Source organism: Dietzia sp. NCCP-2495 (assembly GCF_026011735.1).
Taxonomy (GTDB): domain Bacteria; phylum Actinomycetota; class Actinomycetes; order Mycobacteriales; family Mycobacteriaceae; genus Dietzia.
The window spans coordinates 1-12,792 of record NZ_BRVN01000027.1; the positions used below are offsets into that span (position 1 = coordinate 1).

Sequence of the window (12,792 nt, forward strand, 5' to 3'; positions counted from 1 at the left end):
TGCCGGGGAGTAGCGGATTTCGGGGAGGGATGAGGTCGGCCCCGGCGATCAGGCCTTCCACCTCTCTACGCAGTCGCGGTAGATCCGCCGCATCCCGCGCGGTCACCAGGACAGTCCGGGCCGCCGCCACCACGTCCACAGCCCCGGTCCGGGCGGTCTCGATCCTCTCGGCCAACCCGACCGCGGCCGCGAGATCCGCACAATCCAGCAGGAGCGCGGCTTCTCCTACGGGGCGGATCGTCGTCGTCATCTAGTCAACCTGCCACCGGACCGCTGGGCTGCCGGATCGCCGGATCGCCCGAGGCGCCCGCCACGAATGGCGCCACCCGCACCCCGGCGGCGTCCAGCGCGCTCCGGACCCTGCGGGCGAGGTCCACGGCACCGGGGGTGTCTCCGTGGACACACACCGACGCGGCGTCCACCACGACCCGGGATCCGTCCGCGGCGAGGATCTCCTCTCCGGTGGCCATGGCGACCACGCGCGCGGCGACCTCGTCCGGATCGGTCACCAGCGCGCCGGCCTCACCGCGGGGCACCAACGTGCCGTCGGGCCGGTAGCCACGATCGGCGAACGCCTCGGCCACGGCCGGCACCCCCGCGGCGGACGCGTACTCGAGCACCACCGACCCGGGCAGTCCGAGCAGCGGCACCGGCTCCTCGCCCGCCAGCTCGGCGTAGCCCAGGATCGCGTCTACGACCCCGGCGGCCTGCTCGCGATCGTGGACGATACGGTTGTAGAGGGCGCCGTGCGGCTTGAGATACCGCACGCGCGAACCGTGCCGGCGGGCCGCCATGTCCAGCTCGACCAGCTGGAACTCCACCAACCGGGCCACCTCGGCGCGGGTCAGGTCGTGCTCGACCCGGCCGAAGTTCGCACCATCCCGATACGAGGGATGCGCGCCCAACGCCACTCCCCGCTCCGCGGCGGCGACCGAGGTGGCGTTCATGGTCGGCCGATTACCGGCATGGAATCCACACGCGACATTGGCGGAGGTCACCACGTCCAGGAGCGCGGCGTCCCCCGGATCCACCCCGGACCCGGGGGCCAGTGACGCGGCCCAGCGCGGCGTCCCCCGGCGGGCCTCCCCGAGGTCGCAGTTCAGATCGATTCTGCGCACCCCTCCATCCTGCCCGACACACGCCGGTGCGTTCAGCGCCCCGCCCCGGGTTCGACCGCGGGCGGCCGAACCGGCAATGATGGAGGGCATGATCGTGATCCGCTGCGGCTCGGCGCCGGTCCCGACTGTCCTCGGCGAACACCCCCGCATCGCTCTGTCGGAGGTGCCCGGCAAGGACGAAATCACCCGGGCGCTCTCCGAGGTCGGGACCCGTCGTCGCATGCTCGTCTGCGGCACCGACGCGGCTCTCGCCGCAGTCGTCACGCGGCTCATGCGCACCGAGAACCTCGATGTCGATGTCGCCTACATCGCCGAGGAGCCCACGCCCGCCACCCGCGTGTACGGGCTGCCCACCGGCTCAGCCGCGGCCAAGCTCGGCGTGCAGGGCGAGGCCCGCGAACTTCCGCTGATCCGTGACGAGACCGGGCAGGTGCTCGTCGGCGAGGCCACCGTGACCGGCCCCGACGGCGGGGTTCTGGTCGGCGAGACCTACGGCGACGACACGATCGTGTTCTCCGGAGAGGTCGACGCCCTGACGGTGCGCCCCTCACCCGACCTTCCCGGCGTGCTCGCGACCGCGGAGCGGCCCCGCCGGATACGGCGCCGACGGTGGGTGGCGGCCCGCGCCGTACAGCTCGGCACGACGGCCGGGATCATCACCCGGGACGGGAAGCAGGCGCGACGCGCCGTCAAGAGAACCTCGTTCTACCGGCATGTCGAGCCATGGAGGCTCGTGTCGCCTTGAACGGCGGCACCGACGTCGGCCGGTCCGGTGAATCGGGCCACTCCTCGAGCAACTCCGGCTCCACTTTCGGGGTCCGCACGGTCGGCGGCAACGCGGCCAGCGCCGAGATCCGGCTGAGCCCCGCCACCTGGAGCATGTCCACCAGGATGGACCGGACCTGGGCGAGCATCACCGTCTCCGTCAGCCCCTGCTCGAAGAGCAGCTCCCGCTTGGCCATCGCCGCCACCGACCGGAACTCGCGGTGCACCTCGGCACTCGACGGTGCATCCGGGTCCCCGGACACGAACTGGGAGAGACTCTCGAGCGCGTGACCGAGTGATGCGACGAGCGCACCCAGCGCCGGGGGGACGTCGACCTGGTCGTCGACCGCCACGATCGCCCGGCGCGCGAGCACGCGGATGTTGCGGATGCCGTTGTCCAACGGGTGGAGGATGCGCGACAGCGCCACCTCCTCCGGTCGGCGCCGGCTGTAGAACGGCGAGATCCTGACCAGTTCCCGCGCCCCCGCCAACTGCTCCTCGATCATGTCGATCGCCGGTTGGGTGTCGCGGGCGTCCTGCAGCGCAGCCCGGATGCGGTTCGAGTCCCGCGCCTCCAGACCGTCCGCCACCTCCGCGAGCACCGACGACGCCACGCCCAACAACGACGCCGACTCCCGCCTGGCCCGCTTGAGCGGATGTACCGGCATCAGTGCCATGAGCAGCAGTGCCAGCACACCACCGATCGACGCGTCGATCATGCGGTCGAACCCGCCGGAACTGCCCGGCGGCAGGAGCGTGGCCACGAGGATCGCCGACGACGCCGCCTGCGTCCCCACCAGCACACCCCGGTCGAGGAACACCGCCGCGGACATCGCGATGATCACCACGAGCGTGATCTGCCACGGCCCCGAACCGACCAGTGCGATGAACAGGTCGCCCAGGCCGACGCCCACCACCACACCGAGCACGAGCTCGATCCCCCGGCGCAGCCGGCGGCCCATGCCGGTACCCAGCGCGATGGCCGCCGCGATGGGGGCGAAGAAGGGACGCTCGTGCCCCACCAGGTCATGGGCGATGAACCACGCCAGTCCCGCGGCGACACCGCACTGGAGAATCGGGAGGAAGGCATACGCCAGCCGCCGGGCCCGCGTCCGCAGCGGGACCGGCAGCGCGGCGTAGACCCCTAGCGCACGCGCGTCGAGACGGTCACGCCAGGCCGAGAGACGCGGCGGCGTGCGGGTCTGACTCATTGAGCAGCTCCAGACAACGGATGTACTCGTCCTCCTCACCGATGGACTGTGCTGCGCGGGAGAGGACCGCCACGCACCGCAGGAAGCCCTGGTTCGGCTCGTGGTCGAACGGCACGGGACCGAAACCCTTCCAGCCGTTGCGGCGCAGCTGGTCGAGGCCACGGTGATACCCGGTGCGGGCGAACGCGTAGGCCGAGATCACGTCATTGGCCTCGAACGCGCGCTCCGCCAGGGCGGCCCACGCCACCGACGCGGTGGGATGGGCGGCCGCGACCGTACGCGGGTCCTCACCGGCGGCGATGGCGTCCTCCGCCTCCGGATCGCCGGGCAAACGGGTGGGCGGGGGGCCGAGGAGATCTCCGAACTGGGTCATGCCGCCCATTGTCCACGAATTGCGGGGTGAGGACTGCCGGGTGTGCCCGACCGCCGAGCTCTGCCCCTGCATCGTGTCGGACATCTGTGAGATCGTTCTCAGTGTTCGGGGCGGCGTCGATCCAGGCCCGCCCGGATGGATCGAGGAGACCTCCTGATTCCGTCCCGCAAGCACTCGCGATCGTGTGGTGCTGGGCGGGCGTCGAGGAGGGTAAGGACCTCTTCTACTTCGTCGACCAGGCGTGAAGGCCGGGGCGACCTGCAGGAAACCCCGCGCGACCACACGGGCAGCGCGGCTGGCGGCCCCGCGGGCGGCCCCGCGGGCGGCCCAGCTGGCGGCGCGGCTGGCGGCGCGGTGAACTTTCCGTGACGAATCCATGAGTTCGCTTCCAGATACCTAACCCGATGGTGTGGACTGGGACGATGACTGCCGGTTCGCGCTCATCGACACCCCACGCCCCTGCCGGACCCAACCGGCGCACCGTCCTCAAGGCCGGCGCCGTGGCGGGTGCCCTGGCCGGAGCGAGCGTCGGGACGAGCGCGCTGACCGGCGGGTCCGCGGTCGCGGGTGCACAGGAGGGCGTCTTCCGGCACGGCGTCGCGTCCGGCGACCCCATGGCCGACCGCGTCATCCTGTGGACGCGGGTGACGCCCTCCCCGGACGCGGTCCCCGGGTCGGGTCGTGGCGGTGTCGTCGTCGTCACCTGGGAGGTCTCCGGCGATCCCACGTTCGCCACCATCGCCCGCTCCGGCACCGTCACCACCGACGCCGGGCGTGACCACACGGTCAAGCTCGACTGCACCGGCCTCGCGCCGGACACCTGGTACCACTACCGGTTCCGCGCGCTCGGCCAGACCTCGCGCGTCGGCCGGACCCGCACCGCCCCCGCCGACGGCGCCATGCCCGCCAGCGGACGGTGGCGCGCCGGTGTGGTCTCGTGTTCCAACTGGGAGGCCGGCTACTTCTCCGGCTACCGCCACCTGCACGCGCGCGGCGACCTGGACGTGGTGATCGAACTCGGCGACTACATTTACGAGTACGCCCACGGCGAATACACCGGTAAGCACGGCGCCGTCCGCACGCACGATCCGCTGCACGAGATCGTCAGCCTCGCCGACTACCGGACCCGCCTCGGCCAGTACCACACCGACCCTGACCTGCAGGATCTCCACGCGCACGTGCCGTGGATCTGCACGTGGGACGACCACGAGCTCGCCAACGACGCCTGGGCCGGCGGCGCCGAGAACCACCAGCCGCACGAGGGCGCGTGGTCCGACCGGAAGGCGGCCGGCTCGCAGGCGTACTTCGAGTGGATGCCCATCCGCCCCGACTCCCTGCGCGACGGCGGCGTCCTCTACCGCCGCCTGCGCTGGGGCGCCCTGGCCGAGCTGAACATGCTCGACCTGCGCTCGTACCGCTCCGCCTCGCCGTCCCGGTTCGACGGCCGCGCAATCGACCAGACCGGCACAATAACCGGCGCCGAGCAGTTCGACTGGCTCACCCGCGGCCTCGCCTCCTCGACGGCCCGGTGGAACGTCATCGGCAACTCCGTCATGGTGGCGCCGGTCCTCATCCCGCCGCTCGACGACCGCACCATGGGCGCCCTCACCGACCTGCTGGGCCTGCCGCGGGAGGGCATCACCTACAACGCCGACCAGTGGGACGGCTACGCCGGCGAGCGCCGCCGCCTGTTCGACGTGATCCGCTCGACCGGCAACCGCAACCACGTGTTCCTCACCGGCGACATCCACACCGCCTGGGCCAACGAGGTGCCCACCGACCCCGCGGACTACCCGGGCGCCGGGACCGGGGCCGTCGAGTTCGTCACCCCGTCGATCACCAGCAACAACATCGACGAGATGCTCTCCCTGCCCGAGGGCAACGGCCTCTCGGTGGCCGCGCAGTCGGCGCTGATGGGCGTCAATCACCACGTCCGCTGGGTCGACCTCGACCGCCACGGCTATACGGTCGTGGAGTTCACCAGCGACTACGCGCACGCCGACTATTGGGCCCTCAACGACATCACGCAGCCCGGCAGCGGCGCCTACCCGATGCACAGTTGGCGCAGCCCCCACGGCACCGACCGGATCGAGCCGGCGGGCCCGCTGCCCTGACACGTGCCCACCCCGGAGGAGTCCGCTACCGTGGCTGGGCGATGCGCCCCGGTTCGGGGCGATCGACGTGGACGACGGGGAGTAGTGGATGACGACGACGAGCCAGCAGCCGACCGCACCGGAGCCCGAGCCGGGTGACCGTGCAGGTCGTGCCCCCGGTGGGCGGCCGAAGGGACTGGTCGCGGCTGCCGCGGTGGCCGTCATCGTGCTCGTCGCCGCGCTCGGCTGGCTGCTGTTGGAGGGGCCGCTGTCGTCGTCGGCCCGGGACGGGCGCGAGGTCGAGCAGACGCTCAAGGACATGAGTTCGGCCGAGACATTCGCCGATTTCAACAGTCACCTGTGTGCCGAGAACCGCGTCCCGCAGGATCTCGTCGACGCGATCATGGGCTCTGGCCAGGAGACGGGCACGGACGTGGACTCGATGCTGCGTGAGTCGATCGCCGGCAATTTCCCCGATGACCTGCAGGTCACCGGCGTGGAACTCGGCGCTGACGGCGAGGAGGCCACCGCGACGGTCGAGTCCGGATCGGGTGACGCGGAGACCTCCGAGGAAGTCCGCATGCGTCGCGAGGACGGTGACTGGAAGCTCTGCGAGCCCGGCGTCGGGATGGGCTCGGTTCCGCAGCAGGAGGCCCCGCAGCAGGGCCAGCCGGGCTGAGCAGGGCCGGGCTGAGCCGTACAACACTGCACGGCACAGAGCCCCGCGCTCCCTGATCGCCGGGGAGCGCGGGGCTCTGTCAGTTACCGGGCCCAGTCAGCTTTCGTGCCCTGACGGTTACCGGGCCCGGTGCGCGCAGGCCCCGGGGAACCGGGGAACCAGTCAGGCCTTGGCGCCCTTGGACTTGCCGGCCGACTTCAGGTCGTTGCACGCCTCGACGACGCGCTCGGACATGGCCTGCTCGGCCTTCTTGAGGTACGAGCGGGGGTCGTAGGTCTTCTTGTTGCCGACCTCGCCGTCGACCTTGAGCACGCCGTCGTAGTTGCCGAACATGTGCGCGGCGACGGGACGGGTGAACGCGTACTGGGTGTCGGTGTCGACGTTCATCTTGATGACGCCGTAGGACAGCGCCTCCTCGATCTCGCTCTTGGCCGAGCCGGAGCCGCCGTGGAAGACGAAGTCGAACGGCAGGTCGCCGGCGTTGAGGCCCAGCTTCTCCACCGCGACGTCCTGGCCCATCTTGAGGACCTCGGGCTTGAGCTTGACGTTGCCCGGCTTGTACACGCCGTGGACGTTGCCGAAGGTCGCTGCCAGCAGGTAGCGCTGGCCCGTGTTGCCGGCGCCGAGGGCGTCGATGGTGGCCTCGAAGTCCTCACGCGTGGTGTAGAGCTTCTCGTTGATCTCGTTCTCGACACCGTCCTCTTCGCCGCCCACGACGCCGATCTCGATCTCGAGGATCTGCTTTGCGGCCGCCGTCTTCTCGAGCAGCTCCTTGGCGATCTCGAGGTTGCGGTCGAGCGGAGTGGCCGAGCCGTCCCACATGTGCGACTGGAACAGCGGGTTCTCGCCGCGGTTGACACGCTCCTGCGAGATCTCGATCAGCGGGCGGACGAAGCCGTCCAGCTTGTCCTCGGGGCAGTGGTCGGTGTGGAGGGCGACCAGGATGTCGTACTTCTCGGCGACGACGTGCGCGAACTCGGCCAGGGCGACAGCACCGGTGACCATGTCCTTGACGTTCAGGCCGGAACCGAACTCCGCACCACCGGTGGAGAACTGGATGATGCCGTCGGAACCGGCATCGGCGAAGCCCTTGATGGCCGCGTTGATGGTCTCCGAGGACGTGCAGTTGATCGCCGGGTAGGCGAACCCTTCCGTGCGAGCCCGGTCGAGCATGTCCTTGTACTGTTCGGGAGTGGCGATGGGCATCTGGTGTCCTCCAGGGTTGTCGGTGTGTGCGACGTGGATTCGTCAGGGTGCCGCACCGTGGTGTAGGCGGGCACACGCCCTTACAGCCTAGGCCAGTAGGCCCGGCGGCACGTCGCACACGGTCGGCGAGTGCCTTCAGCGAACCAGTTCCGCGAACGCGGCATCAGCCTTGGCGAGCTCGTCCCGGTCGAATGTCGAGGTGGACGCCATGATCTCGTCCGCGCCCGTGCGATCGATGAGCCGGGCGAGCTCCGAGGCCACCTCCCCCGCGGTTCCGTGGACGGTGCCGGCGAGCCACTGGTCGATCCGCCTGCGCTGCTGGGGCCGCATCGTCAGGGCGAGCACGTCGTCGACCGGCTGCAGTGGACCGAACACGCCCGTCTCGCGGGACGCCGCCATCGCCCACGCCTCGGGAAGGAGAAGCTCCCTCGCCGTCGTCGTATCCCCGGCGATCATCACGTCCACGTTCACCACCACATACGGCTCCGGCACCGCGCTACTCGGGCGAAAGGTCTCGCGGTAGCGCTCCAGCGGTGACGGGTCGGCGAGCAGGCGTGGGCCACCCACCACCACCGGTAGCCCGGCGTCGGCGGCCACCTCCAGCCCGCTCCCGGTCGCCAGCACGAACACCGGCGGCGCCGGAACCACGGGGGACGCCGAGACTGGTCCGCGACCATGGAGGAAATCTCGCACCGCGGCGAGGTCACGCCCGAACTCGACCGTGCCGTACTCACTCACGCCGAGGGCTTCGCGGACCGGTGCGGTGAATCCGAGAGACCGGCCCACCCCGAGGTCGATCCGGCCCGGGTGGAGGGCCTCGAGCATCGCGAACTGTTCAGCCACGATCAGCGGGCGATGGTTCGGCAGCATCACTCCGCCGGACCCCAGCCTGATGCGTCGCGTCCGGGCCGCAGCTGCGGCGATGAGCAGCTGCGGACTGCCGCTCGCGATGCCCGGCACCGCGTGGTGCTCGGCCATCCAGTAACGGTGGAGTCCCAGCGCGTCTGCCCGTTCCGCGCGGTCCATGGTGGCCTGCAGCGCGAGTGCGTCCGGCTCGCCGTGCCGGGTCCGCGACCGGTCCAGGATGCTCAGGCGGACGGATGCGGGAAGGCCTCTGGGGGTCACACCCCGACCGTAGCGCCAGCTGAGACTCACGACCTGCTGACTGCATGATCCGTCGTTCCGCGCTTATCCTTTCGGAGTGGATACACATCTTCTCGCCGACCAGACTCAGCAGGTTCTCGCCCTCGGGCCGGCATTCATGGACCCCGAGTTCTGGCTCTCGGGCGACGGTATCTTCGGGAAGGCGATCCTCCCCGCCCTGCTCGCGGTGGTGTTCATCGAGTCCGGGCTGTTGTTCCCGTTCCTCCCCGGCGATTCCCTGCTCTTCACCGCCGGACTCCTCACCCAGCAGGACAACCCGTTCGCCCCGCTGTGGGTCGTGCTGGTGACCGCGCCCATCGCCGCGTTTCTCGGTGACCAGGTGGGCTACTTCATCGGCAACAGGTGGGGGCACCACATCCAGCAGCGACCGGATGGGCGCATCTTCAAGAAGTCCTACATCACCGAGGCCCACGAGTTCTTCGAGAAGTGGGGCCCGGTGACGATCATCTTGTGCCGGTTCGTGCCGATCGTCCGCACGTACGCGCCGCTGGTGGCGGGCATGGCCGGCATGCGGTACCGGGTGTTCGTGACGTTCAACGTCGTCGGCGCCGTGCTGTGGGCCGCGGGTGTCACAGCGCTCGGCGCGTGGCTCGGGCAGTTCACGTTCGTCAAGGACCACATCGACCTGATCCTCATCGGCATCGTGCTGGTGTCGGTGATGCCGATGGTCATCACCGCCGCGCCCAAGCTCGTCGATCGCATCAAGAACGGACCGTCGACTCCCGACTCCGAGCTGCCCCAAGACAATCCCGCGGTCTAGTTGTACTGACCACGCACCGTGCGTCTCCGGTCGGCCTGACGGGAGGCACTGACGGGAGGCACTGAGTACGACCTCCGTGCGAGGTGTGAATGCGACCTGGCAAACACATCCACAACGGAGGTCTTCGTGTTCCACGCGTACTCGGCAGTCACTCCCCAGGCCGTTCGCCCGACGCCGGGGTCATTTACCTGACGCCCGGGGACATACGCCCTACGTCCCGACCGCCAGCCAAACCAGCTTGGTCGCTTGGCCTCATAGCTGCTTGATCTCTTAGTCGATTGGTCTCCCATTCGGCCGGACAGTCCCCTTCGCACGGCGCCCCACGAAATCGAACAAATCCCCTATCGAACACTCTTGCCAAACAGCGTTACTTCCAGTAGTCTGGAACACGAGTTCGAACACGACACGACGCCATCCGGCGACAAATTCAGCGTGAACGGCTTACACAACCAGGCGGGGAGGTGACGGGTCGATGGGTCGAGACGTGGGTAGAAGTTTTGACGACGACGACACCGTCACCCCTCTCCCTGGTCCCGCCGCCAACCCGGTCGCGTCCGTGGCGTTCCTCTCCGGCGAGGCGACGTTCCCGCTCGGGTCCGAAGCGGCGATCTCTGCTTTCGCCGATGCCGCTCGTGCCGGGTGGGAGGCCGAGAACCGCGCGACGGCGCTGCGGCTCAAGACTGCTCACGGGATGATGGTCCAGTGCGTGGAACATGCCGATTGCAGTGTTGACCCGGATGATTCACGTCCCGGTTTCACGGTGGTCGACCCCTCCGAGATGGCGGCGGCCCACCTCGTGGCGATGTATCCCATCTCGACCGGTGAAGCCGAAGAGCTGCTCTCCTTCGCCGCCGACCTGCACTTCAAATATCCGGCGGTCTTGCAGGCCATGTCGGACGGACGTATGGACATGGGCATTGCCAAGGTGATGGCCACTCAGATGAGGTCCGTCGACGAATCCGTACTCCCCCTGGTCCAGAAGAAGGTCGTCGACGCCTACCTCGAGTCAGTCGAGTCCGGCGAACGGCCCAGTCGCAAGACCGTCAGAGCCCGTATCGACAAGATCATCACAAAGCACGACCGCGACGCCGTGAGCGCCCGCAAGAAGGACGCGGTCCGGGATCGCTGCGTCCGGATTTCAAAGGGGCAGGACGGCATGGCCAGCCTGTACGCCATCCTCAACGCCGACGAGGCGGCCGTGCTAGCGGAGTCCATCAAGGCGAAGGTCGCCGCTGACCGCGCCGCCGAGGACGCGGCCGCCTCTACCGACACCACTGCCACTGACGCCGCCACCGCCGACGGCACCGGGACCGGGACCGCCGCCGCCACTGGCACCACCACCGGTGCCGACAACACTCCCGGCAGCGGCGCCCCCTACTCGGACTCAGGCATGGAGAAGGACGGCTACTCGTACAACGAGCGTCGGGCCGACGCGCTGATGTCGCTGTTGCTGGGCGACCGTGCGCCCAACAGCACTGGCACCTCCCTGGCGCCAGAGTCGGACACCTCAACGGACCCTTCGACCGGTTCCCCGGCCAGCACTCCGGCTGGCACCGGCACCGGCACCGGCACCGGCCTGATGCTGCGGCCCAAGATCACCGTCATCGCCCCCACCGGCGGGAACCTGACCGGATGGAACGATCAGGCGCGGGTCGAGTTCGCCCGAACCGGCGAAGGTGCCCTGCAGTCGCTGCTGGAGATGCTCGCCACCAGCGATGGGGCCACATTGCAACAGATCGACCCGACACCCGGGGCGGACGATGCGCCGGATACGGCGCTGAGATACCGGCCCGGCGCAGCGCTGTCACATCGGGTCCGGCTTCGCGATGGCACATGTCGGCACCCTGGCTGCTCAATACCAGCCGATGATTGTGATCTGGACCATGTCGTGCCGTTCAACCATTCGAACCCCGAAGCCGGCGGTCACACAGTGGAATCGAATCTGGCCTGCCTGTGCCGTTTCCACCATCGGCTCAAGACATTCATAGGCTGGGAATATCGACTCGAGCCCGACGGAACGCTGGAGATCACAAACCCCAACGGGAAGACCATGTTCACCCGCCCAGATGGGCCGTTGGCCGAGTTCAGGCGTGAGCAGGTCTGTACTGAGGCCTCGGCCTGGGAGCGACAGCAACGACGCAATCCGGACCCGGACAAGCCCTCTGCCTCAGGCGACGCAGCCAGCCGCAATTACACCGAGCAGACGTCGTGGTCCCGGCGTCAGGCCCGCGCCCAGGCTCGGCAGGAAAAAGAACGTTTCCAGAATGCTGCGGACTGGCAGGCCCGCGACGAGGCCGCTGCCGCTCGCGCTAAGGCTCGAGCTGACGCCCGAGCCGCTGCCGACGCCAGTAAGCGAACGGTCGAGACCATCGAAGGCCCGAACGGCACCACCATCACCGTCGTGCGCGGTGGCCCGACCAGGAGACCAGTCCGCACGCATGGGTGCGGTCGTCGGTTCCCGGACCACACCGATTACCTCGACGTCCAGCCGTGTGCGGACGACGACCTCGACGTCGACTCCTTCATCTCCACCCTGGACCCCACGCAACCCGTGTTGGTCCCGCTCTGGGCTCGCTGCCAGTGCTCAGCCGGGAACTCGGCCCCCCGCAGCCGCGACGACCTGGCCGACAGCACAGTCGAGCACGCTCTCTGGGCCCAGTTGGATGCCCTCGACCTGCCGCCTTTCTGAACCACCTGGCGAGCAGGCTCCCGGACACCCACTGTCGGCCGGAGCGCCGCCATCAGGATGGTGCGGCGTGCTCTCGGATCCAGGCGTGCATCGCGATGCCGGCGGCGACACCCGCGTTGATCGAACGGGTCGATCCGAATTGGGAGATCGAGACGGTTTTGACCGCCTGCAGTCGCGCGTCCTCGCTGACGCCCGGACCTTCCTGGCCGAAGAGCAACACACATTCATGCGGAAGTGACGCAGTCTCCAACGGCTCGGCTCCGGGGAGGTTATCCACGGCGACGACCGGCAGTCCCTCAGACGCGGCCCAGGCCATGAGTTCGACGACGTCGGCGTGGTGGCGAAGGTGCTGGTAGCGATCGGTGACCATCGCGCCGCGACGGTTCCAGCGACGCCGGCCCACGATGTGCACCTCGGCGGCAAGGAAGGCATTGGCCGTGCGGACGACGGTGCCGATGTTGGCATCGTGGCCGAAGTTCTCGATCGCCACGTGAAAGGGGTGCCGTCGGGTGTCGAGGTCGGCGACGATCGCTTCGCGACGCCAGTACCGATAGCGGTCCACGACGTTGCGGCGGTCGCCGGAATCCAGCAACTCTGGATCCCACCGGTCGCCGGTGGGCCGGGGCACACCGGGATGCTCGAACTCCCACGGCCCGACACCGACCTGCCCCTCACCCCACTCGGTGGGACCGGGCAGATCGGCTCGGGCGGCCTGATCCGCGGCACCCGAGGCA

The 12,792-nt window shown here is 69.2% G+C and carries 12 protein-coding genes and 1 pseudogene; 6 read left to right on the forward strand and 7 right to left on the reverse strand.

Features of this window, described 5'->3' with window-relative positions; all coding sequences use genetic code 11:
- A pseudogene (locus tag OPF83_RS15555) lies at positions 1-250 on the reverse strand (hypothetical protein); the annotation flags it as partial.
- Positions 251-254: 4 nt separating this feature from the next.
- The gene (locus tag OPF83_RS15560) at positions 255-1,118 is read right to left on the reverse strand and encodes a LamB/YcsF family protein (RefSeq protein ID WP_264888530.1); all 864 of its coding nucleotides are present in this window, start codon (positions 1,116-1,118) and stop codon (positions 255-257) included.
- A gap of 88 nt (positions 1,119-1,206) precedes the next feature.
- Between OPF83_RS15560 and OPF83_RS15565 the strand changes: the two genes are divergently transcribed.
- Positions 1,207-1,863, forward strand: a complete 657-nt coding sequence (locus tag OPF83_RS15565; RefSeq protein WP_264888531.1) for a hypothetical protein — start codon at positions 1,207-1,209, stop codon at positions 1,861-1,863.
- Here OPF83_RS15565 and OPF83_RS15570 read toward each other — a convergent pair.
- Both OPF83_RS15570 and OPF83_RS15575 read right to left on the reverse strand, forming a co-directional pair.
- Positions 1,808-3,094, reverse strand: coding sequence for an aromatic acid exporter family protein (locus OPF83_RS15570; protein ID WP_264888532.1), 1,287 nt, complete (start codon positions 3,092-3,094; stop codon positions 1,808-1,810). The two genes, OPF83_RS15565 and OPF83_RS15570, sit on opposite strands and share 56 nt — an antisense overlap.
- Positions 3,051-3,467, reverse strand: a complete 417-nt coding sequence (locus tag OPF83_RS15575; protein WP_264888533.1) for a DUF3151 domain-containing protein — start codon at positions 3,465-3,467, stop codon at positions 3,051-3,053. The genes OPF83_RS15570 and OPF83_RS15575 overlap by 44 nt, the downstream gene beginning before the upstream one ends.
- Positions 3,468-3,553: 86 nt before the next feature.
- On the opposite strand from OPF83_RS15575, the gene OPF83_RS15580 reads away from it, so the two are divergent.
- The 3 genes from OPF83_RS15580 (at position 3,554) to OPF83_RS15590 (ending at position 6,239) form a co-directional block, all read left to right on the forward strand.
- Complete coding sequence (locus OPF83_RS15580) at positions 3,554-3,712, forward strand: hypothetical protein (RefSeq protein WP_264888534.1); 159 nt, start codon at positions 3,554-3,556, stop codon at positions 3,710-3,712.
- Between the two features lie 177 nt (positions 3,713-3,889).
- Positions 3,890-5,581 carry an alkaline phosphatase gene (locus OPF83_RS15585; protein ID WP_264888535.1) on the forward strand — a complete coding sequence of 564 codons (1,692 nt, stop codon included), beginning with the start codon at positions 3,890-3,892 and terminating at the stop codon, positions 5,579-5,581.
- Between the two features lie 88 nt (positions 5,582-5,669).
- Positions 5,670-6,239 (forward strand): hypothetical protein, encoded by a 570-nt coding sequence (locus OPF83_RS15590; protein WP_264888536.1) that lies wholly within the window; start codon positions 5,670-5,672, stop codon positions 6,237-6,239.
- Positions 6,240-6,401: 162 nt separating this feature from the next.
- Here OPF83_RS15590 and fbaA read toward each other — a convergent pair whose 3' ends face one another.
- Together fbaA and OPF83_RS15600 are read right to left on the reverse strand one after the other, a co-directional pair.
- Complete coding sequence (gene fbaA / locus OPF83_RS15595; protein ID WP_264888537.1) at positions 6,402-7,445, reverse strand: class II fructose-bisphosphate aldolase; 1,044 nt, start codon at positions 7,443-7,445, stop codon at positions 6,402-6,404.
- A gap of 135 nt (positions 7,446-7,580) precedes the next feature.
- Positions 7,581-8,570 (reverse strand): MsnO8 family LLM class oxidoreductase, encoded by a 990-nt coding sequence (locus OPF83_RS15600; protein ID WP_264888538.1) that lies wholly within the window; start codon positions 8,568-8,570, stop codon positions 7,581-7,583.
- A gap of 136 nt (positions 8,571-8,706) precedes the next feature.
- On the opposite strand from OPF83_RS15600, the gene OPF83_RS15605 reads away from it, so the two are divergent.
- Both OPF83_RS15605 and OPF83_RS15610 read left to right on the forward strand, forming a co-directional pair.
- A complete protein-coding gene (locus OPF83_RS15605) occupies positions 8,707-9,369 on the forward strand; it encodes a DedA family protein (protein WP_264888553.1) in 663 nt (220 codons plus the stop codon).
- 472 nt (positions 9,370-9,841) lie between these two features.
- Positions 9,842-12,058 carry an HNH endonuclease signature motif containing protein gene (locus OPF83_RS15610; protein WP_264888539.1) on the forward strand — a complete coding sequence of 739 codons (2,217 nt, stop codon included), beginning with the start codon at positions 9,842-9,844 and terminating at the stop codon, positions 12,056-12,058.
- Between the two features lie 52 nt (positions 12,059-12,110).
- Here the strand turns inward: OPF83_RS15610 and OPF83_RS15615 are convergent, their stop codons facing one another.
- Positions 12,111-12,755, reverse strand: coding sequence for an RNA methyltransferase (locus OPF83_RS15615; protein ID WP_264888554.1), 645 nt, complete (start codon positions 12,753-12,755; stop codon positions 12,111-12,113).
- Between the last annotated feature and the right edge of the window lie 37 nt (positions 12,756-12,792).